This is a genomic window from Nocardia sp. NPDC127606 (assembly GCF_042671725.1).
Lineage (GTDB): Bacteria > Actinomycetota > Actinomycetes > Mycobacteriales > Mycobacteriaceae > Nocardia.
This window is the reverse complement of sequence record NZ_JBHXWQ010000002.1, coordinates 486,649-506,410: the sequence shown is the minus strand read 5'-3', so window position 1 is coordinate 506,410 and position 19,762 is coordinate 486,649. Positions and strand designations below refer to the sequence as shown.

The window sequence follows — 19,762 nt, the reverse complement described above, 5'->3', positions numbered from 1 at the left end:
GCCGTATGAAGTGCAATCGCAGTTCGTTGGCCGTCGCAGTGCTGGTCAGTGTGCTCGGCGCGGGGGCTTGTAGCGGTCCCGAGGAGCCCGGACCGACGCGGTTGCGAGTCGAGGTGATCGGCTCGTCACCGCACGATCCGCAGGCCTTCACCCAGGGTCTGGAAGTGGTCGACGGGGTCCGCTACGAGAGCACCGGAATGTGGGGCGTGTCGACCGCGCGGGCCGCCGACCAGCGCACGGGCGCCGAAACAGCGCGCGTGGACCTGCCGGGTCGCGTGTTCGGCGAGGGCATGACCAGGGCGGGCGCGATCGTCTGGCAGTTGACCTGGCAGGACGGTTTCGCCATCGCCCGCGACCCGGTCACCCTCGCCGAAACCGGTCGCGCCGACTATCAGGGTGAGGGCTGGGGATTGTGCGCACAGCCACACCGGCTGGTGATGAGCGACGGTACCGGCACGCTCACCTTCCGCGACCCGGTGACGTTCGCGCAGACCGGTTCGGTGACGTTGTCGGGCTACCGCGATCCGAAGCCGAACGAGCTGGACTGCGCGGAAGACGGCACGGTCTACGCGAACAACTACCCGACGGACGAGATTCTGCACATCGATCCCGAGACCGGCCGGATTCTCGCCGTCATCGAGGCGGGCGGACTGCTCACCCCCGCCGAACGGGCGGGCACCGATGTGCTCAACGGCATCGCTCACCTGCCCGGCACCGATCGGTTCCTGCTGACCGGCAAATACTGGCCGCGCATGTTCGAAGTGCGTTTCGTCGGGAAATAACCCCGGTGTGGTCGACATTGCCGCGGCGCGAGTGAACACGCACAGCCCGAGTGCGACAGAATTGGACTTGTGACTACGCCCCGCGATCCATCCGGTCCTGACCGTGGTCGCCGGGACGGTACTGCCGCCGACCCACACCCCGGCTACGGGCAGTACCCGCCGCGCGCACCGCGCAAGGTCTTCCCCCGGCCCGAACGGCCGCTGCCCACCGAGCCGCCGACGGTCCGGTCGAAGAGCCTGTTCCGACGCCACCGCCCCGTCGACCCCGGCGCCCCCACCACACCGGTGCCGAACGCGACACCCGCCGGACGCGCACCGGACGACTATCCGAAGAGTCGGCCGTCCTTCGGCGATCGGGGCCGACCGGCCGCACCACGCGCCGAGCATCCACACGACCGCCCGCCCGCCGCGTCACGCGACGAGCAATGGCACTCCGACCAGCCCGGGGGCGACACCGGCCCCGCGGGTACCCGTCCCTTCCCTCGCGACGAAGGCGTCGACGACCCGGTCAACCAGCGCGTCCCCCGCAAACTCACTGTCACCCGGGTAGCCGCCATGCGCAGCCGCGAACTCACCGAACGCGGCATCGCCACCTTCCAGCGTGCCGCCAAGGCCGACGGCGCCGACCAGTCCGGTCTGACCGCGCTGACCTACGCCACCATGGCGAACTTCGCGCTCGACGCCGCGATCGCCGTCGCCCTGGCCAACACCCTGTTCTTCGCCAGCGCCACCGCCGAATCCAAAACCAAGGTGGCCCTGTACCTGCTGATCACCATCGCGCCGTTCGCGCTGATCGCGCCGCTGATCGGCCCGCTGCTCGACCGGCTGCAACGCGGTCGCAGGCTGGCGCTGGCGACGACCTTCGGCCTGCGCGCGGGTTTCGCGCTGCTGTTGATCTTCAACATCGACACCTGGGGCCTGTATCCGCTCGCCCTGTGCATGATGGTCGGCTCGAAGTCCTTCGCCGTGCTCAAGAGCGCGGTGACGCCGCGCGTGCTGCCACCGGATATCGACCTGGTCCGCACCAATTCCCGGCTGACCGTGTTCGGGCTGGTCGGCGGCACCATCGGCGCGGGCGCGCTCGCCGCGCTCGCGGCCCTGATCGCCGATTCCACCGGCGCGCTGATCTTCGCCACCGGCATCGCGATCGCGGGCGCGTATCTGAGCCTGCGCATTCCGCGCTGGGTCGAGGTGACCGAGGGCGAGGTCCCCGCGACGCTGACCTATCACGGCCCCGACGCCCATACCGAGGTCATCGAACGCGGTCAGGAATCCTCGGTGCCGCCACGGAAACGACGGCAGCCACTGGGCCGAGCCGTGGTCACCGGTCTGTGGGGCAACAGTTCGATCCGCGTGCTCACCGGCTTCCTCACCTTCTACATCGCCTTCGTCGCCAAGGGTTCGGGCGGTAGTCCCACCGAGCAGGCGGCGATGCTCGGCCTGGTCGGCGCGGCGGCGGGCCTGGGCAACTTCGGCGGCAACGCGACCGGCGCCCGACTGCAACTGGGCAGGCCGTCGCCGGTGGTGCTCGGCTGCACCGGCGCATGCGCGGTGGTCGCGGTGTTCGCCGCGTTCACCGGGAATCTGTTCGGCGCCGCCGTCGCCGCGCTGGTGGCCTCGGCGGCCAGCGCGCTCGCCAAGGTCTCCCTCGACGCCGCCATCCAAGACGATCTCCCGCCGGAGTCGATCGCGTCCGGGTTCGGCCGCTCGGAGACCGTGCTGCAACTGAGCTGGGTCGTCGGCGGGGCGGCCGGTGTGCTGATGCCGATCGAATACTGGAAGGGTTTCGCCTTGATCAGCGTGATCCTGCTGGCCGGACTGCTCCAGACGTTCGTCAGCTATACCGGGCACTCACTGCTGCCGGGCCTGGGCGGCAATCGCCCCCAGCACGTCGAGCAGGAAGTGCCCAACACCCATCCGAGAGGGACAGGAGACCCCACCTGGTGAGCAAGCTCAACGCTCGAACGATCGTCGCACTGGTCGCGGCCGGACTGTTCGCGGTCGTCGCGGTGACCGCGGTGTGGGTGGGGGTGGCGGTATCGAAGGCGCCCGCGCACACCCCGCAGCTCACCGCGTACGCGCACGGCACGACCATCACTGTCGACCCGTTCATGTATTGCACGGTGCGGATGGAGAACTGCCGGTACGGCGAGACCACGCCGCTGGAGGTCCCCGCCGGTGAACCCGTACAGCTCTCGCTGCCCGACGCGGTCGCCGAATCACCCTGGCTCATCCAGCTGATCTACCAGCGCCCCAGCGGCGAACAGCTGGACCGGGTGCTCAGCTTCGCCGATTACCCGGACCGCGCCAGGGCACTCACCATCGAGTCGAAGCCGGAACCGGACCTGCGCCTGATCGGCATCGAAGTGCAGCTCCCGATCCTGGCCCGTGACATCGCCACCGGGCAGGAAAGCTACATCCCGCACGCTGCCTGGTCGATCGTCACTCCCGAGCCCGAGCCTCGCGAGTCCTGAGCCCGAAAACGAAACCGGCCCCGAACGAAATTCGTTCGGGGCCGGTTCTGTGAAACCTCAGTGATCGAGTTCGCGAGCCACGGCCCGCACGACCTCGGAAATACGCTGGGACATCTTGCGATCCGGGTACTTGCCCCGCCGCAGATCCGGCTGCACGGTGCTCTCGAGCAGCGTGATCATGTCCTCGACCAGGCCGTGCAGTTCGTCGGGCGACTTGCGCGGCCCGGCGTCCTTGCGCGCGGGCGCCTGCCCACGGTCACGATCGCGGGCGACGGTCGGCGGCGCCTCGAGCACCGTCACGCTGAGCGCCTGCGGCCCACGGCGGCCTGCGGCCATGCCGAATTCGACACGCTGTCCGGGCTTGAGTCCCTCGACGCCCTCGGGCAGCGCGGACGAGCGGACATAGACGTCCTCGCCCTCGTCTTGAGACAGGAAGCCGAAGCCCTTCTCGACGTCGTACCACTTCACCCGGCCGGTCGGCACTGCGCTCACCCGTTCATCATTCGGCACCCGAACCCTTGTGGCCCGGGTTACACAATTTTGCTTGTCGCGAAAAGAACGCGCCCCCCAACAAGGCGGGACGCGATGTGGTGCGAGTCTACCCCGGTGCCTATATCGCGAGCACATCAGTTTTACGGTTCATCGGTGACGAACTCACCAGATCCGGCCTCGCCCGGTCCGCGACGCTCCGGCGATCGCCTGCTGCACGTAGCCCTCGTCCTGTTCGGTATCGGAATTCTGGCGGTGATCGGAATCTTCGTGACGCCGATCGTGTCCGACAGCGATCCGGGGCTGTGGCTCTACGGCCTGGCGATGCTCGCACCTGCCGGGTTCCTGCTCGCGCTGGTTTTCGCGTTGTGGTCGGGCCGACGCGCGCGTTGACGCGTCAACCGAATGCCCCACCGAATATCATCCAGCCAAACATGTGACCTTCGTCACATAACGGCGCGGTCACGAAGTGAGCGCACAGCTGTCGCGCACATTCGGCACCGCGACTACCTGCGCGGACACATCAGGGCTCACCCTGAGACGACCCCGAGACCCACCGGGACCCGCCGGTTACCAAATAGTGACATTCGCCGCTGACCGTCGTACCGTTTCTCTCAGCCGGGGTAACCCCCGGAACCACCGGCCCGCCGCACCGAACCTCACCCCGCGGGTACCGGACCCCGATTGGAAACAAGGGATGAGGGCGGACCGGGAGACCTCTCAGTCCGGGCCACATGCAGGTGCGAACGAGAGGAAGAAACCCGATATGAGTGGACGCCACCGCAAGCCGACTTCCACCGGGCGCACTGCTGCCAAGGTCGCCGTCACCGGCGCGATCTTCGGCACCGCAGCCGCTGCCCTCGCAGGAAACGCCAGCGCGGCCCCTGACTCCGACTGGGATCGCCTCGCACAGTGTGAAGCCGGCGGCAACTGGGGCATCAACACCGGCAACGGTTTCCAGGGTGGGCTGCAGTTCTCGCCCTCCACCTGGACCGCACACGGCGGTGGCGAATACGCCGCCTCCGCCAACCAGGCCACCCGCGAACAGCAGATCGTGGTCGCCGAAAAGGTTCTCGCTTCCCAGGGTTGGGGCGCTTGGCCGTCCTGCTCCTCGCAGCTGGGTCTGAGCAGCGGACCGTCCGAGCGTGTCGCTCCCACGGCGCCGAGCTGGGCTCCGCAGGTCACCGTGCCGCAGGTCCAGGATCCGAGCCACGAAGTGTTCTCGGCCGTCGACCGCGCACTCACCGTCGTGCAGCAGCAGGGCATCGCCGTGCCGCAGCAGGCTCTCGACTTCGTCAACGCCGCCAAGGGTTCTCAGCTGGACCCGGCCGTCATCGACTTCTTCCAGGCGAACAAGGGTCTGCTGCCCTCCTGATCGCCCGCATACACAACAAGAGCCCGCATCCTCGAGGATGCGGGCTCTTGTTTTTCTCGTCCGAATTACACCCGGTTGATGGTGGTCTGGGGGTGTACGTACGGCAGCGTTGCGGCCGGGACGGGAAACTCGGTGTCCTCACCGAAAGGCGAGAGATTACCGGCACGGGTCGACGACAGTTCGGTCACGGCGTGCTCGCCGTCGGCCACCTCGGGCCAGCCGTTGTCGACGTAGGGTTTCTTCGATTTGTTCACCACCGGCTCATTCAAGCACACCGGCCACGGTGCCCATCAGCGGCTGGCGCCGCAGTTCCCGGCCCCGAGGCCTCGATCTTCCCTCCCTCCGGGCACTCCTTCGTCGCACCCTCCGCTCAGTCCAGATCACGGCGGCCGAGAACTGTAGGCTCGATCGGTGATCGCGACAGACTCTCTCGCCGATTGGCTCGGTGCGCGCACCGATGCCCAGCTGGTGAAATTGCTGCAGTTGCGGCCCGACCTGGCGGTGCCGCTGCCCGCGTCGATGTCGGTGCTCGCCGTGCGCGCTCAGCAGCGCGCATCGGTGTTGCGTGCCGCCGACGATCTGGACACGCTCGAGTTCGCGATCATCGAGGCACTGACGGCCAATGAGGACGCCCGCACGATCGGCGCCGAACTCACGCCGCTGACTCGCACCACCCTGCACGCGCAGCTCAAGGATCGCGTCACCAAGACCGCGGTCACCGCCGCGCTGACCCGTCTGCTCGACCGCGCCCTCGTGTGGCAGGTCGGCGACGACCTCGACCTCACACCCAGTGCCGCCGAAGCCCTTCCCTGGCCGCTGGGCGCCACGACAGCGCTCCCCGACGCCCTCACCGAGCCCGAGGTAACGGCCGCGCTGGCCAGGGTGAGCCCGCCCGAACGCGCGCTGCTGGACAAACTCGCCACCACCGGACCCCGCGGTCGCACCAGGGACGCCACCCCCGGCACCGACCCGGACCGGCCAGTGCCGCGCCTACTGGCCGCCCGGCTGCTGCACTGGATCGACGACGAGACCGTGGAGTTGCCCGTCACCGTCGGCCAGGTCCTGCGCGGCGAGCCCGTCACCGATCCGCACGCGCTCGCCCCGCCCAAACCCGCCCTCGTGAAGAACGCCGCCACCGAGGTGAACGCCGTCGGCGCGGGCGAGGTCGGCGAACTGCTGCGCGACGCGGGCGACCTGATCGACGCGCTCGGCGCGCTGCCCGCCCCCGCCCTGCGCGCGGGCGGACTCGGCGTGCGCGAATTGCGCAGACTGGCCAAGCAGACCGGCATCGACGAACAGCGCACCGGCCTGCTGCTCGAATTGCTGGCCGCCGCGAAACTGGTCGAGAAGGGCCTGCCGGAACCGACCCCCGACCTCGACTCCACCGACGACTTCTGGGCCCCGACGCCCGCCGCGGATTCCTGGCTCGACGCCCCGCCCTCGACCCGCTGGGTGACCCTCGCGCAGGCGTGGCTGGAGCTGGATCGGATGCCGTGGATGATCGGCCTGCGCGACGCCGCCGACAAGCCGATCGCGGCCCTGTCGGCGGAGCTGCGCGTGCCCCACGCGGTGCGCGACCGTGCGGCGATCCTCGGCCTGCTCGCCGAATATCCGACCGGCACCGCGGTGACCCCCGCCGACATCGGCAAGCTACTGGCCTGGCGAATGCCGCGCCGACGCAGGCACTTCCGCCTCGACGCCGTCACCGCGACCCTCGCCGAGGCGGCGGTCGTCGGCCTGCTCGGCCGTGGCGCGCTCGACTCGGCGGGCCGGGCGCTGCTGCACGGTTCTGTCGCCGACGCCGAATCGGAAATGGCCGCGGCACTGCCGAAACCGGTCGACCACGTCCTGGTCCAGGCCGACCTGACGGTGATCGCCCCCGGTCCGCTGGTACCGGAACTGCGCGCCAAGATCGCCCTGGTCGCCGATGTCGAATCAGCGGGCGCCGCAACGGTGTACCGGGTCAGCGACGCCACGGTCCGCCGCGCACTCGACGCCGGCCTCACCGCCGCCGAACTGCACGCGTTGTTCGCCACCCACTCCCGCACCCCCGTGCCGCAGTCGCTGACCTACCTCATCGACGACGTCGCCCGGCGTCACGGCCAGCTCCGGGTCGGCATGGCCCAGTCGTTCCTGCGCAGCGACGACCCGGCGCTGCTGGCCCAGGTCCTCGCCGCTCCCGTGGCCGAAACCCTGGCTCTGCGCGCCATCGCCCCCACGGTGGCGATCGCCCTGGCGCCCCTGGCCGAGATGCTCGACCAGCTCCGCAAAGCGGGCTTCGCCCCCGCGGGCGAGGATTCCGGCGGCGCCATCGTCGACCTGCGCCCCCGCGGCGCGCGGATCTCGGTCCGCCCGCTGGCTCGCAGGCCCTACCGCCCGACCCCGCCGAACGACGACCAGCTCTCCCAGCTGGTCACCGAACTCCGCGCGGGCGAACGCGCCGCGGGTGCCCGCACCGGCCGCTCGGTGCGCACCGACGGCACCCGCACCGGCACCGCGGCCACCCTCGCGCTGCTCCAACTGGCGGCGCGGGTCGGCCGACCGGTGAACATCGGCTACGTGGACGCCCAGGGCGTGGCCACCCAACGGGTGGTCGAGCCGCTCCGGGTGGGCAACGGCCAATTGGACGCGGTGGATCCGGTGAGCGGGGCCACCCGCCACTTCACCCTCCACCGCATCGCGTCGGTGGCCCTGCTCGATTAGGGCTTGGCCAGGCAGAAGGTCGTCTTCGGGTCGGGAACCGTCCGGAACTGCGTGGCGTCCGCGCCACACAGCAGTTCGTCGGTCTGCCCGTCGATCCGCTTGACCACCTTGAACGAAGCCTCGGCCGCCGTACAGTCGACCGACTCCGCGGGCCGCTTCCCCGCCTCCGCGTAGCAGCTGCCCTCGGCGAAATTCGGCGCCAAGCACAGCGTGCTCTTCGCGTCCCCGACGGTGCCGTTGAACGCGGCATTGTCGGCGGCGCAGTCCGCCCCGACCTTCACGATCCGGTAGTTCGACTTCGCCGCCGAGCAGTCACCGACCGTCGCCTTCATCGCGTCGGCAGCGTTGTCACTGACCTCCACGCACGATCCCACCGCGACAGCACCGGCCGACGACGAATCATCGGACGAGCACGAAACCACCGCACCGACCAGGGCCATCGCGGCCACCGGCCCGAGCACGATCCGCGCCAACAGCCGCTTCTCCGGGAAAATCACTGAAAACCTCACTCACCGAACGGTTCAGGGTGAACACAACCGCCGGTGACGATACCCAAGTGCCCCGCGCCCGCGCTCCCCCGTCGCGCAACCTGTCTACCATCACAAAGATGACCCTCGACGACGTCGCAGGCGAGCTGTACACCCTCGACCCCGGCGACTTCGTGTCAACCCGCGCCGAGCGCGCCGCCCAGGCCCGCGCCGACGGTGACCGCGACCTGGCCAAGGCCATCACCGCCCTGCGCAAACCCACGGTCGCGGCGTGGACGGTCAATCTGCTGGCCCGCCACGCACCACAGGAGATCGCCGCCCTGCTCGATCTGGGCGACGCCCTGCGGTCGGCCCAGCGTCAGCTCTCCGGCGACAAGCTGCGCGCCCTGGGCACCCAGCGTCAACAGGTCGTGAACGCGATGACCAAGCGCGCCGCCGAACTGGCCGCCGAGCACGATCGCCCGGCCAACGAGCAGGTGCTGCGCGAGGTCGGTCAAACCCTCACCGCGGCGCTGGCCGACCCCGATGTCGCCGACCTGGTTCGCGCCGGAGTGCTGCCAACCACCGTCACCTATGACGGCTTCGGCCCGGCCGGTCTGGTCGCGATCACCGGCGGCAAGGCCACCCCCGAGCGCGCGAGCAAACCCCGCTCGACCCCGAAGGCCACCGAAGCCGAGCGTCGCGCGCAGGCCCAGCAGGAACTCGATGACGCCGAATCCGGCCTGGCCGCCGCCCGGACCGATCGCGATGAGGCCGAAGCCGCTGCCGCGCAGGCGAAGTCCGACCTCGACGAGATCGAAACCCGCATCGCCGACCTCCGTACCGAACTCGAGCACGCGGAGCAGCAACGCCACTTCGCCCACACCGCCGAACATCGAGCGCGCGGCGAATTCACTGCTGCGCGTAGTCAGTTCGATCGCATGCTGCGCTGGGTCGAGCGCGCCCGCGCTCGGCTCACCGACGACTAGGGGTGCAGGGTGCCCGGGTAGAGGAACGCGTCGCGCGGTGGTCTGGTCCCGTCCAGCCATTCGGCCAGGAACTCGCCCAGCGGCATCGAGGTTCGGCTCTGCAGGAACTCCCGGAACTCCGGCATCGAGGCGTGTCCGTCGCGATGCGCGTTCACGAAATCCTTGATCGCGGTGAAGAACACGTCCTCACCGATCAACTTGCGCAGGGCGTGCAGGAACAGCGGCCCGCGATAGTAGACGGACGTGAATTCATCGCCCGCGCCTGGCGCGGCCAGCGCGATCTTCCAGAACCCGGGCTCGTCCAGGTTTTTCGCGATGGTCTCGCGATATTCGGTGTCCACGTCGGCCTGGTCGATCCGCTCCGGCCACAGGTAGTCGGCGGTATAGCTGGCGAAGCATTCGTTGAGACAGATGTCGGACCATTGCCGCACCGACATGGTGTCGCCCCACCATTGATGGGCCAGCTCGTGCACCACGGTGTTCAGATCGGTCCACGGCGCGTAGGTCGGCCGGGTCTGGGTCTCGAGCGAGAACGGCAGCTCCGTATCCACATAGATTCCCCCGGCCACATCGAAGGGGTAGGGGCCATAAAGATTTTCGAGGAAGTCGAGGATCTCGGGCAGCCGCTGCTCGTCTTCGCGATTGCCGTCGGATTCCGGCGCGAACGCGCTCAGCACCGGGGTTCCGTTCGCGCGCCGCTGTTCGAGGAAGGTGAAATGGTCCACCGCGACCGTGGTCAGGTAGCCGATCGTGGGCTGTCGGGTTTCCCACGTGGTGTGCAACCGACCGTCGCGCACCACGTGCTCGGTGCGATCACCGGTCGACATGACCTCCCAGTCGGCGGGCACCGTGGCGTGCAGCGTGAAAGTCGCCTTGTCCAAGGGGGTGTCGTTGAGCGGGTACCAGGTGCTCGCGCTGTGCGGCTCGCCGACGGCGAACGCACCGCCGTTGGGCGCGTGCGTCCAGCCTTCGCCCTCGGTGTCGGCGGCCTCGCCGGCGTAGTCGACGATGATCCGCATCGGCAGCCCCGGCGGCAGCGGCAGCAGTGGCGTGAGCACGAGCTCGTGCGCACCGTCGTGGGCGAATCCCGCGGGCTGACCGTTGACGGTCACCATCAGCACCTCGGGCCCGCTGTAGTCGAGGTTGAACTGCGCCAGCGGCTGGGTGACGCGACCGTCGATGCGGGCCGTGCCGCGCAGGTGGTGAGCACCGGGTTCGTAGTCGATCGACACGTCGTAGTGGGTGACGTCGTAGCCGCCGTTCCCGTCGAGCGGATAGTACGGATCACCCAGCCCCGCGGCCCCGATCAAGGCCGAATCCGCCGCTACCGGAGGAACTCCCAGCGCCACCAGCGCGAACACCACGCACAACCCGGCCGACCAGCGCATGTCGAGGACACCTTTCGTCGACCGGATCGCACGGACCGAACCATCGTCGCAGGTGCGCCGTTAGCCCAGGTCGGAGGGCAGGTGCTGTGGGTCGAGCAGCAGGCGCTTGGTCGCGGTGCGTTTCACTCGCGAAGCCAGCGCCAGGTTCTGTGTGAGCAGCCGCCATTCGACCTCGTTGATGGCGTCGCACGCCCGCCCGATCACCGCGTCGTCGCGCGTGCCCCAGGCGATCGGCATGGCGGTGACCAGCTGCCAGCGTTCGCCGACCTGGCGCGGAGCACGGTCGGTGCGCACCGCGACGGCGGGCACCCGCTCACCTCGCCGCGGCGTGTGTCCGGGCAGCGTGCGCACCTTGCGGGTGATCAAGGCCCAACTGCGCTCCGGCGCAGCGGGTTCGGCGATATCGACCAGGGCGAGCAACACGATGGCGCCCGGCTCGGCATCGCTGACGACGGCGGGGACGAGCACACCGTCGTGGTAGAGCTTCTCGATGCTGGAGCGATGCGGCGTCCACAACGCCACCCACAGCGCGATGGCCGCGATGAGCACGCACACCACCGCGAGCAGAAAACCCCACGCCTGCCCGCTCCACACCAGCGCCGCCGTGGCCGCGACGGCGAGACCGGCGACCAGCAGGGCCACCAGGCGCAACCGACGTAACGCGGTGAACGTCTCGTTCACCGCGTGAGCGTGTTCACGGTCGACCACGAATTCGAAGCGGCGCACGCCTTCCTTCCTAGCACAAGTTGTGGAGGAAATTCCTCCACTTATCTGCCGAGGGGTTCGCACACCGCACGCTACCCCCCTTTGACCTGGCGAACAGTCCTACACGCCGTCCCCGATCGGCGGACCCAGGAGGTCGTCGGCGTCGACGATGCGGTAGGCGTAGCCCTGCTCGGCGAGGAAGCGCTGCCGGTGCGCGGCGTATTCGGCGTCGAGGGTGTCGCGCGCGACCACCGAATAGAAATGCGCCTGTCCCCCATCCTGTTTCGGCCGCAACAGCCGGCCGAGGCGCTGGGCCTCTTCCTGCCGGGAACCGAAGGTGCCCGAAACCTGCACCGCCACCGAGGCTTCCGGCAGATCGATGGAGAAGTTGGCGACCTTGCTCACCACCAGCACGGGGATCTCGCCGGAGCGGAAGGCGTCGAACAGCGCCTCGCGTTCCCTGTTCTTGGTGGCGCCGGTGATGACCGGTGCGTTCAGGTCGACGCCGAGCTCGTCGAGCTGATCCAGGTACGCGCCGATCACCAGGGTCGGCGCACCCGGGTGCCGGGCCAGGATGGACTCGACCACCGGGATCTTGGTGCGCGCGGTGGAGCACAGCTTGTAGCGTTCCTCCGGCTCGGCGGTGGCGTAGGCCATCCGCTCCGCGTCGGTGAGGGTCACCCGCACCTCGACGCAGTCGGCCGGCGCGATCCAGCCCTGCGCCTCGATGTCCTTCCACGGCGCGTCGTAGCGTTTCGGGCCGATCAGTGAGAACACGTCGCCCTCGCGGCCGTCCTCACGCACGAGCGTGGCGGTGAGACCGAGCCTGCGGCGCGACTGGAGATCGGCGGTCATCCGGAAGACCGGCGCGGGCAGCAGGTGCACCTCGTCGTAGATCACCAGGCCCCAGTCGCGGCTGTCGAACAGCTCGAGGTGCTTGTACTCGCCCTTCGATTTGCGCGTGATGACCTGGTAGGTGGCGATGGTGACCGGGCGGATCTCCTTGCGCTCGCCGGAGTATTCGCCGATCTCCTCCTCGGTGAGCGTGGTCCGCGCCAGCAGCTCGCGCCGCCACTGCCTGCCCGCCACGGTATTGGTGACCAGGATCAATGTCGTCGCCTTGGCCTTGGCCATCGCGGCCGCGCCGACCATCGTCTTGCCCGCGCCACACGGCAGCACGACCACACCGGAACCGCCCGCCCAGAACGAATCGGCGGCCATCTCCTGGTAGTCGCGCAGGTGCCACTTGCCCTCGGTGTAGTCGAGGCCGATGTCGTGCGCCTCGCCGTCGACATAACCGGCGAGGTCCTCCGCGGGCCAGCCGATCTTCAACAGCATCTGCTTGATGTGGCCGCGCTCGGACGGGTGCACGATCACGGTGTCGTCGTCGATGCGGGCGCCGAGCATGGGTGCGATCTTCTTGTGCCGCAGCACCTCCGCGAGGACCGCGCGATCCAGGCTGACCAGGCACAATCCGTGCGCGGGGTGCTTGACCAGCTGCAACCGGCCGTAGCGGCCCATCGTGTCGACGATGTCGACCAGCAGTGGCTGCGGCACGGCGTACCGCGAGAAGTTCACCAGCGCGTCGACGACCTGCTCGGCATCGTGGCCCGCCGCGCGGGCGTTCCAGAGCGCCAGCGGCGTGATCCGATAGGTGTGCACATGCTCGGGGGCGCGCTCCAGCTCCGCGAACGGGGCAATGGCCTGCCGGGCGTTACCTGCCAGCTCGTGGTCGACCTCGAGCAGCAGAGTCTTGTCACTTTGCACGATCAGCGGACCGTCGGTCACACGTTGCTCCTGTGCTTATAGGCGGCGGGCGCCGCGGGTTTTCGGCCTCGTAACCTCGGATCCGAGGGGCGATACTCCGGCTTCGCCGTTACGTCTCGCCCCTCGGATCCGGGGCGGCCGAAAACGTGGTGGGCGAGTTGGGAGTCCGTAGGTGGGCTCGTCGGGTGCGGCGTTTCACTCGTGGGGGAACCCCGGATCCCGGGTGAGGAAACGTGGCTTTTGTCGATTGTACGGACCAGGACCGACATGACCTGGGCGGACGAACAAGGACAGCGATGGCCGGCCGGTCCAGCAGGTGTCGACTGGACCGCGACAAGGCGTTCCTGACCGGGGCAAACTCGGTGCATGCTTCAGACAACGGCGGTTCTCGGGGTGGCGGCGGCGGCGCTCGGCATGGTGCTGACGCCGGGGCCGAACATGATGTATCTGGTCTCGCGCACCGTCGCGCAGGGGCGTCGGGCGGGGATGATCTCGCTGATGGGGGTCGCGGCGGGCTTCGGTGTCTACCTGATGGCGGCCGCGGCGGGGATCACGGCGGTGTTCGCCGTTGTTCCCGGGTTGTATCTGACGGTGAAGCTGGCGGGGGCGGCGTATCTGCTGTGGCTGGCCTGGCAGGCGATCCGGCCGGGTGGGGTGTCGGTGTTCGCGCCCGCCGACCTGCCGCACGACCCCGCACGGCGCCTGTTCACGATGGGGTTGGCCACCAACCTGCTCAATCCGAAGATCGCGATCATGTACATGGCGCTGATCCCCCAGTTCGTCGACCCCGCTCGCGGCGCTCTCTGGTTGCAGAGTCTGTCGCTGGGAGCCATCCAGATCACGGTCGCTCTCACCGTCAACGCCATGATCGTCCTCGGCGCCGCGGGCCTGGCCACCTTCCTCGCCGCGCGCCCACTGTGGCTGCGCACCCAGCGCTACCTCATGGGCACCGCGCTCGGCACCATCGCCGTCCTGCTCGCCACCGACAAGGCCCGCCCCACCCCCACCTGAGGTGCTTGCCGCCGTCGCATCCCCACCCGGAATCGGATCTCCACCAGCGCGTGGGCCGGTCGCCGTCGCCGCGCGCCTGCGTGTCACGCTGCTTCGGAGCAGCGAGGCGGAAGGATTGCGTGGTGAGCGTAGGTGTGCTGGTGGCGGCCTTGGCCGGGCCTTCGGTCAGCGAGCTGGACTCGGCCGTGAACGCGGTGCATCGGGGCGGCGAGATGATGGGGGTCATCTCCTTCGCCGCGTCGGGGGCGCTGGTCGCGGTGCGCAAGCGACTCGATCTGTTCGGGATGGTGGTGCTGGCGTGTGCGACCGCGCTCGGCGGCGGCATCGTGCGTGACCTGCTGATCGGGCGGACTCCCCCGGCCGCGTTCACCGACCTGACCTATCTGTCCGCGTCGATAGTGACCGCGCTGGTCCTGTACTTCATCGCGCCATCGCGCCGGCTCACCAAGGGACCGCTCGAAATCGCCGACGCGATCGGGCTCGGGCTGTTCTGCGTCACCGGGACCGTGATCGCCGACTCGGCCGGGCTAGGCGCACCCACCGCCGCCCTGCTCGGCATGACGACCGCCATCGGCGGCGGGGTGATCCGCGATGTGCTCAGTGGCGAGGTGCCCACCGTCCTACGCCCGGACCAGGACCTCTACGCGATCCCGGCGCTGTTCGGCGCGGCCGCGACCGCCGCGCTGCTCTCGTTCGACCTGTACCAGGCGTGGACGGGACTACTCGCCGCCGCGGGGGCGGTGGGTTTTCGCCTGCTCGCCCGCCGCTACCAGTGGCACGCGCCGCTGGCCCGCCACGCCCGCGACTGACCAGCACGGCGATCCAGCGCGAATCAGCTGTCAGCGCACCATCATTCCGGCCCGAAGCCGACGTACCCCTTCGTCGATCGTCTCGTCGCGCTTGCTGAAGGTGAAGCGCACCAGGTGTTTCCAGTCGGCGGGATGATCGGCGAAGACACTGACCGGCACAGCGGCAACCCCGAGTCGCGCCGGGAGTTCACGGCAGAACGACAGTCCGTCCTGCGCGCCGAGCGGTCGGATGTCGGCGCAGACGAAGTAGCCGCCATCGCTGGCCGAGACGGTGAAACCGGTGTCGCGCAACGCCGCCGAGAGCCGCGTTCGCTTGTCGGCCAGACTGTCCCGCTGGGCGTGTACCCAGTCCAGCTCCGCATTGATCGCCTGCGCGACAGCAGGCTGGAACGGCCCGCCGCCGACAAAGGTGAGGAACTGTTTGGCCGTGAGCACACCGTCGAGCAGCGGCGCGGGCGCACAGGCCCACCCGATCTTCCACCCGGTGACATTGAACGTCTTCGCCGCGCTGGACACCACAACGGTGCGCTCACGCATCCCGGGCAGCGTGGAGATGCTGATGTGCTCGGTGCCGTCGTAGACGAGATGCTCGTACACCTCGTCGGTCAGCACGATCAGATCGTGTTCGACAGCCAACGCGGCGATCGCGGTGAGGTCGGCGCGGTCGAGCACGGCGCCGGTGGGGTTGTGCGGCGAATTAACCATCAGCATGCGGGTTTTCGGTGTGATCGCGGCGCGCAAACTGTCCAAGTCGAGCACGAATCGGTCACCGTCGGGCACCAGGCGCGCCGTTCGTCGCTGTGCGCCGGCGAGGGCGATCGCGGCGGCGTAGGAGTCGTAGTACGGCTCGATCAGCACCACCTCCTGGCCGGGCTCCACCAGACCGAGTACGGCGGCGCTGATGGCCTCGGTCGCGCCGACGGTCACCAGAATTTCGGTGGCCGGGTCGTAGGCGGTGCCGTAGCGGCGGGCGCGGTCATCGGCGATCGCCTGACGCAGCACCGGCATCCCGCGGCCGGGCGGGTACTGATTGAGCCCGTCGGCGATGGCCGCGCGCGCCACCTCGAGCATGCCGGCGGGTCCGTCGGTATCGGGAAAGCCTTGGCCCAGATTCACCGCGTCGTGGCGGACGGCCAGTTCGGTCATCTCGGCGAAGATGGTCGATCCGAAGGGGCGCAGGCGGGCGACGGTAGGCGGCACAGGCGGCATCTCCGCAGCGTATCCCACTATTCGCCGACGTTGCCCAGCGATAGCGAACACACATGTTTCACAAACGTTTTCCTGCGTTGACCTGCGCTATTGTGCGTTTCCCCAACCTCAGCTAGCCTCGCCGTGTTCTACCTCACACACCACTGCGTGGTGGTATATCGAAAGGGGCTCACATGGCCTCACCTCTGCTCGACTTCATCCTGCAACCGGCTGCGTCGGAGGTAGCCGGTTCGGCGCTGCGGTTCATCCACGATCACGTCGCCAGTCCGATCGTCGACTGGTTCACCGGTTCGGCGACGCCGAACAACAACATGGGTTCCTCAACGGGGGACTTCAACCTCGGATCGTCGACCGGCGATCACAACTGGGGCTCCACTTACCCGTAGCAGTCAGCGATGCACGCCAGTCCGCATCGCTACGCCGATCAGCTCAGTGCTGAGAAGTAACCGCTGATCTCGCAGGCCTCGACGGTGCTGCGAGGTCAGCGGAGGCGGGCGCCGGACAGTTTCGTCACGTTGGCGAAATCGTAAGCCGCCCAGATCTTTCCGTCTCGCACCGAGAACGCGAGCACCCGCACCGGTCGCCCGAACGGGGAGTTGGGATCGGTGAGCACCAGCCCCGATTGCCCGTTCACCGTGGCCGCGCCCAATTCCAGGCCGGGTTCTTCCTGATGCCTGCGCCAGAGACCGAGCGCCAAGCGGGCGACCTTCTCTTGTCCGGCAACAACATTCAGGGCCGTCTTGGTGGTGCCACCGGCATCCGCCGTGAACGTCGTGTCCGGATGCAGCGTCGCGGCCACCGCGGCGACATCACCGGTGGCCAGTGCGGCGAGGAACCGCTGCACCGCCTGATCGTGCACATCATCGGCGACCGGTTCCGGCGCCTTGGCCACCGCCCGGCGTGCGCGGACCGCCAACTGTCTCGCGGCATCGGCGGAGACGCCGAGGATCTCGGCGATCTCGTCGAAGGGCACGCCCAATCCCTCGTGGAGCACCAGCGCCACCCGCTGCTGCGGCGTCAACGCGTCGAGCACCACCATCGCCGCCATCCGGCTGTCCTGGTCGCGCACCACCACGTCCAAGGGATCGGGTGTGCGCGATGACGAGAACGCCGAGACGATCGGTTCCGGAAGCCACTGCCCCACATAGGTTTCGCGGCGCACGGCGGCGCTTCGCAAGTGGTCGAGGCAGATTCGGCTGACCACGGTCGTCAGCCAGGCGCGCAGATCATCGATCTCGGACTGGTGCACGCCCGCCATCCGCAGCCAGCTCTCCTGCACCGCGTCCTCGGCGTCGCCGACGCTTCCGGTGAGCCGGTAGGCGACCGAAAGCAAGTGCGTTCGATGCGATTCGAACAGGTCGGCGAGAAACGGGGAAACCATCGAATCAGATCCTACGGAGTACCCACTCGCGCTCCGCCCCACGGGTCGGCTCCGGTGATTCTGCGCACGTCATGTCGTCTGTACAACTACTACTGCCTACGCGAAGGACGGCGCTGCGTGACTACACCCGAGGTTGTGCTGGAGGGAATCGTGTTCGGCGAGTCACCACGCTGGCACGACGGTCGGCTGTGGTTCTCGGACTGGGGCGCGAACCAGGTGATCGTCCTCGACGAGGATCGTCGACCCGAGGTCGTCGCCCAGATCCCGTCGTTTCCGATGTGCATCGACTTTCTCCCCGACGGGCGATTGGTGATCGTCGACTCCGCGACGCGCAGGCTCCTGCGCCGCGACCCCGACGGATCGCTGGTGGCCTACGCCGATCTCTCACCGGTATCGGACAAGCCGTGGAACGACATCGTCATCGACGATCGGGGCAACGCCTACGTCGACAACATCGGCTTCGACTTCCCCGGTGGGGAGTTCGTGCCCGGCTTCATCGCGCGCATCACGCCTGCCGGTGAGGTGCGTCAGGTCGCCGACGGGCTCGCCTTTCCCAACGGCATGGCGATCACCCCGGACGGCGCGACGCTGATCGTGGCCGAGTCGTACGCGAATCAGCTCACCGCCTACGCCATCGCGGCCGACGGAGGGCTGCGCGATCGCCGGGTGTGGGCGGCGACTCCGGGCGATCACCCCGACGGGATCTGTCTCGATGCCGAGGGTGCGGTCTGGTACGCGGATGTGGGCAATCAGCACTGTGTGCGGGTTCGGGAAGGCGGCGAGGTGTCGGCGCGGGTCCGGCTCGACCGCGGTGCGTTCTCGTGCACGCTCAGTCGCGACGGAGATCCTCGGTTGTACGTCGTCGGGCAGAGCTGGGGTGATGCCGAAGCGACCGGCCCCACCGGACAGGTAGTCGTCTTTCCCGCCCCCGCGCCCGGCGCGGGCAGGCCGTGAAAATCCGGCGAGAATTTCGGCCTCGACTGTCAGGATGGCCGGATGTACGAGCACACGCTCACCGACGGCACCGTCTGGCTCACCCGCCCGACCGGGGCCGATATCGACCGCATCGTCGAGTGCTGTCAGGACCCCGATGTGCAGCGCTGGACCACGGTCCCCGTCCCGTACCACCGCTGCGACACCGAGGAATTCCTCGACCGGGTCGTGGCCCCCGGCTGGGCGGACAACGCGCCGGTCTGGGCGATCCGCACCGCCGGGGACGGCCGGGTCGAAGGCATGGTCGGCCTGCATACGCGCGGGCCCGGCGCCTGTGAGATCGGCTTCTGGCTCACCCCCGCGCACCGTGGGCGCGGGCTGATGTCGCGGACGATCAACCTGGTCTGCGACTTCGGTTTCGCCGCCGACGGTCTCGCCCTCGACCGGATCATGTGGCGCGCGATCGTGGGCAACATCGCCTCGGCCGCCACCGTCCGCCGCAACGGCTTCCACTACGAGGGTCTGGCGCGATCGGGCGGGGTGCAGCGCGGAGCGCGAGTCGACGAATGGGTCGCGGCGCGCCTGCCCACCGACCCCGCCGTGCCGGTCGACGGGTGGCCGACCGAGGTCGGTGCCGATGGCCGATGACGCGCGGTTCGACTGGTTCGCCGACACCATGGGCGTGCGGGCCGGCGAGCACGTGCTCGAGGTGGGGCCCGGTTCCGGCGCCTCGCTGACGCGGATCGCGGCCCGGCTGGGAAGCGGACGGATCGTCGGCGTCGACCGCTCGGCGACCGCGCTCGCGCAGGCCGAGCGCCGCTGCGCCACGGAGATCGCGGCCGGGCGGGTCCGCCTGGTCGACGGTGAGATCGGAAAGGTCAGGGCCGACCGGCTACTGGACCGACTGGACCCCGGCCGGCGATTCGATCTGATCTTCGCCGTCAACGTCAACCTGTTCTGGACCGGCCCCGCCACCGCCGCCTGGTCGACGATCCGCGCATGCCTCGCCCCCACCGGCCGCATCTGGCTCTGCTACGGCTACGGCACTCCCCACAGCCCCACCCCGCCCACCGGGAAACTCACCGAACGCTTCGCCGCCGCCGGCTACCGGTGCACAACGGTCACCACCGACACCCTCCTGGCCGCCCGAGCTACACCACTGCACTGACGATCGAGTTGGCTCCACTCACGGAAACCCCACCGGGGGAATGCTTGCGCCATGATCGATCGCCCTGCGGCGAAGGAGCCCTCGTGCACTCGCGTCGCGCGCGTTCGGCGTC

The 19,762-nt window shown here is 68.9% G+C and carries 21 protein-coding genes; 13 read left to right on the top strand and 8 right to left on the bottom strand.

Translation table 11 applies throughout. The annotated features are described in order from the left end of the window. Window positions 1-5 precede the first annotated feature (5 nt). From ACFVJ5_RS13195 to ACFVJ5_RS13185, 3 genes are all read left to right on the top strand, one after another. Window positions 6-782 (top strand): glutaminyl-peptide cyclotransferase, encoded by a 777-nt coding sequence (locus ACFVJ5_RS13195; RefSeq protein WP_379220192.1) that lies wholly within the window; start codon window positions 6-8, stop codon window positions 780-782. 69 nt (window positions 783-851) lie between these two features. After that, complete coding sequence (locus ACFVJ5_RS13190) at window positions 852-2,729, top strand: MFS transporter (protein ID WP_379220191.1); 1,878 nt, start codon at window positions 852-854, stop codon at window positions 2,727-2,729. Then, window positions 2,726-3,256 carry a DUF2771 domain-containing protein gene (locus ACFVJ5_RS13185; RefSeq protein ID WP_378990510.1) on the top strand — a complete coding sequence of 177 codons (531 nt, stop codon included), beginning with the start codon at window positions 2,726-2,728 and terminating at the stop codon, window positions 3,254-3,256. Before ACFVJ5_RS13190 ends, ACFVJ5_RS13185 begins: the two co-directional genes overlap by 4 nt. Before the next feature lie 57 nt (window positions 3,257-3,313). Here the strand turns inward: ACFVJ5_RS13185 and ACFVJ5_RS13180 are convergent, their stop codons facing one another. Further along, window positions 3,314-3,739, bottom strand: coding sequence for a cold-shock protein (locus ACFVJ5_RS13180; protein ID WP_358071059.1), 426 nt, complete (start codon window positions 3,737-3,739; stop codon window positions 3,314-3,316). Window positions 3,740-3,901: 162 nt separating this feature from the next. Between ACFVJ5_RS13180 and ACFVJ5_RS13175 the strand changes: the two genes are divergently transcribed. After that, window positions 3,902-4,138: a hypothetical protein gene (locus ACFVJ5_RS13175; RefSeq protein WP_379220190.1), complete on the top strand. Its 237-nt coding sequence runs from the start codon at window positions 3,902-3,904 to the stop codon at window positions 4,136-4,138. Between the two features lie 373 nt (window positions 4,139-4,511). Continuing rightward, window positions 4,512-5,120: a transglycosylase family protein gene (locus ACFVJ5_RS13170; RefSeq protein WP_379220189.1), complete on the top strand. Its 609-nt coding sequence runs from the start codon at window positions 4,512-4,514 to the stop codon at window positions 5,118-5,120. 65 nt (window positions 5,121-5,185) lie between these two features. On the opposite strand, the gene ACFVJ5_RS13165 is transcribed toward ACFVJ5_RS13170, so the two are convergent. After that, entirely contained in the window at window positions 5,186-5,377 is a 192-nt protein-coding gene (locus ACFVJ5_RS13165; RefSeq protein WP_056818634.1) for a hypothetical protein, read from the bottom strand. Window positions 5,378-5,531: 154 nt separating this feature from the next. Here ACFVJ5_RS13165 and ACFVJ5_RS13160 point away from each other — a divergent pair, with 154 nt between their 5' ends. Then, window positions 5,532-7,823 (top strand): helicase-associated domain-containing protein, encoded by a 2,292-nt coding sequence (locus ACFVJ5_RS13160; RefSeq protein WP_379220188.1) that lies wholly within the window; start codon window positions 5,532-5,534, stop codon window positions 7,821-7,823. Here ACFVJ5_RS13160 and ACFVJ5_RS13155 read toward each other — a convergent pair. Further along, window positions 7,820-8,332 (bottom strand): hypothetical protein, encoded by a 513-nt coding sequence (locus ACFVJ5_RS13155; protein ID WP_379220187.1) that lies wholly within the window; start codon window positions 8,330-8,332, stop codon window positions 7,820-7,822. The two genes, ACFVJ5_RS13160 and ACFVJ5_RS13155, sit on opposite strands and share 4 nt — an antisense overlap. 98 nt (window positions 8,333-8,430) lie before the next feature. Between ACFVJ5_RS13155 and ACFVJ5_RS13150 the strand changes: the two genes are divergently transcribed. Continuing rightward, entirely contained in the window at window positions 8,431-9,279 is an 849-nt protein-coding gene (locus tag ACFVJ5_RS13150) for a hypothetical protein (RefSeq protein WP_379220186.1), read from the top strand. Here the strand turns inward: ACFVJ5_RS13150 and ACFVJ5_RS13145 are convergent. From ACFVJ5_RS13145 to ACFVJ5_RS13135, 3 genes are all read right to left on the bottom strand, one after another. Then, window positions 9,276-10,667 (bottom strand): M1 family metallopeptidase, encoded by a 1,392-nt coding sequence (locus ACFVJ5_RS13145; RefSeq protein ID WP_379220185.1) that lies wholly within the window; start codon window positions 10,665-10,667, stop codon window positions 9,276-9,278. The two genes, ACFVJ5_RS13150 and ACFVJ5_RS13145, sit on opposite strands and share 4 nt — an antisense overlap. 60 nt (window positions 10,668-10,727) lie before the next feature. Next, window positions 10,728-11,393 (bottom strand): DUF3239 domain-containing protein, encoded by a 666-nt coding sequence (locus ACFVJ5_RS13140; RefSeq protein WP_379220184.1) that lies wholly within the window; start codon window positions 11,391-11,393, stop codon window positions 10,728-10,730. Between the two features lie 99 nt (window positions 11,394-11,492). Further along, on the bottom strand, window positions 11,493-13,160 hold the full coding sequence (locus ACFVJ5_RS13135; RefSeq protein ID WP_101464529.1) for a DNA repair helicase XPB: 1,668 nt from the start codon (window positions 13,158-13,160) through the stop codon (window positions 11,493-11,495). 345 nt (window positions 13,161-13,505) lie between these two features. Between ACFVJ5_RS13135 and ACFVJ5_RS13130 the strand changes: the two genes are divergently transcribed. After that, window positions 13,506-14,150: a LysE family translocator gene (locus tag ACFVJ5_RS13130; RefSeq protein WP_379220183.1), complete on the top strand. Its 645-nt coding sequence runs from the start codon at window positions 13,506-13,508 to the stop codon at window positions 14,148-14,150. Between the two features lie 212 nt (window positions 14,151-14,362). Next, window positions 14,363-14,959 (top strand): trimeric intracellular cation channel family protein, encoded by a 597-nt coding sequence (locus ACFVJ5_RS13125; protein ID WP_379220634.1) that lies wholly within the window; start codon window positions 14,363-14,365, stop codon window positions 14,957-14,959. 30 nt (window positions 14,960-14,989) lie between these two features. Here the strand turns inward: ACFVJ5_RS13125 and ACFVJ5_RS13120 are convergent, their stop codons facing one another. After that, complete coding sequence (locus ACFVJ5_RS13120) at window positions 14,990-16,168, bottom strand: pyridoxal phosphate-dependent aminotransferase (RefSeq protein WP_379220182.1); 1,179 nt, start codon at window positions 16,166-16,168, stop codon at window positions 14,990-14,992. 173 nt (window positions 16,169-16,341) lie between these two features. On the opposite strand from ACFVJ5_RS13120, the gene ACFVJ5_RS13115 reads away from it, so the two are divergent. Continuing rightward, window positions 16,342-16,554: a hypothetical protein gene (locus ACFVJ5_RS13115; RefSeq protein WP_379220181.1), complete on the top strand. Its 213-nt coding sequence runs from the start codon at window positions 16,342-16,344 to the stop codon at window positions 16,552-16,554. Between the two features lie 95 nt (window positions 16,555-16,649). Here the strand turns inward: ACFVJ5_RS13115 and sigJ are convergent, their stop codons facing one another. Then, on the bottom strand, window positions 16,650-17,549 hold the full coding sequence (gene sigJ / locus ACFVJ5_RS13110; protein ID WP_379220180.1) for an RNA polymerase sigma factor SigJ: 900 nt from the start codon (window positions 17,547-17,549) through the stop codon (window positions 16,650-16,652). Window positions 17,550-17,666: 117 nt separating this feature from the next. Between sigJ and ACFVJ5_RS13105 the strand changes: the two genes are divergently transcribed. From ACFVJ5_RS13105 to ACFVJ5_RS13095, 3 genes are read left to right on the top strand one after another with little or no spacing between them, the layout of a single operon-like run. Continuing rightward, the gene (locus ACFVJ5_RS13105) at window positions 17,667-18,503 is read left to right on the top strand and encodes an SMP-30/gluconolactonase/LRE family protein (protein ID WP_379220179.1); all 837 of its coding nucleotides are present in this window, start codon (window positions 17,667-17,669) and stop codon (window positions 18,501-18,503) included. A 42-nt stretch (window positions 18,504-18,545) separates the two neighbouring features. Continuing rightward, entirely contained in the window at window positions 18,546-19,130 is a 585-nt protein-coding gene (locus ACFVJ5_RS13100) for a GNAT family N-acetyltransferase (RefSeq protein ID WP_379220178.1), read from the top strand. After that, window positions 19,120-19,650, top strand: coding sequence for an SAM-dependent methyltransferase (locus ACFVJ5_RS13095; protein WP_379220177.1), 531 nt, complete (start codon window positions 19,120-19,122; stop codon window positions 19,648-19,650). The genes ACFVJ5_RS13100 and ACFVJ5_RS13095 overlap by 11 nt, the downstream gene beginning before the upstream one ends. The last annotated feature ends 112 nt before the right edge of the window (window positions 19,651-19,762 follow it).

What these genes read in the sequence shown, in the direction of transcription:
- ACFVJ5_RS13195 (WP_379220192.1), top strand. Translation starts at nt 6, where the DNA reads ATGAAGTGCAATCGCAGTTCGTTGGCCGTCGCAGTGCTGGTCAGTGTG.
- ACFVJ5_RS13170 (WP_379220189.1), top strand. Translation starts at nt 4,512, where the DNA reads ATGAGTGGACGCCACCGCAAGCCGACTTCCACCGGGCGCACTGCTGCC.
- ACFVJ5_RS13150 (WP_379220186.1), top strand. Translation starts at nt 8,431, where the DNA reads ATGACCCTCGACGACGTCGCAGGCGAGCTGTACACCCTCGACCCCGGC.
- ACFVJ5_RS13145 (WP_379220185.1), bottom strand. Translation starts at nt 10,667, where the DNA reads ATGCGCTGGTCGGCCGGGTTGTGCGTGGTGTTCGCGCTGGTGGCGCTG.
- ACFVJ5_RS13130 (WP_379220183.1), top strand. Translation starts at nt 13,506, where the DNA reads ATGCTTCAGACAACGGCGGTTCTCGGGGTGGCGGCGGCGGCGCTCGGC.
- ACFVJ5_RS13125 (WP_379220634.1), top strand. Translation starts at nt 14,363, where the DNA reads ATGATGGGGGTCATCTCCTTCGCCGCGTCGGGGGCGCTGGTCGCGGTG.
- ACFVJ5_RS13120 (WP_379220182.1), bottom strand. Translation starts at nt 16,168, where the DNA reads ATGCCGCCTGTGCCGCCTACCGTCGCCCGCCTGCGCCCCTTCGGATCG.
- ACFVJ5_RS13115 (WP_379220181.1), top strand. Translation starts at nt 16,342, where the DNA reads ATGGCCTCACCTCTGCTCGACTTCATCCTGCAACCGGCTGCGTCGGAG.
- sigJ (WP_379220180.1), bottom strand. Translation starts at nt 17,549, where the DNA reads ATGGTTTCCCCGTTTCTCGCCGACCTGTTCGAATCGCATCGAACGCAC.
- ACFVJ5_RS13100 (WP_379220178.1), top strand. Translation starts at nt 18,546, where the DNA reads ATGTACGAGCACACGCTCACCGACGGCACCGTCTGGCTCACCCGCCCG.
- ACFVJ5_RS13095 (WP_379220177.1), top strand. Translation starts at nt 19,120, where the DNA reads ATGGCCGATGACGCGCGGTTCGACTGGTTCGCCGACACCATGGGCGTG.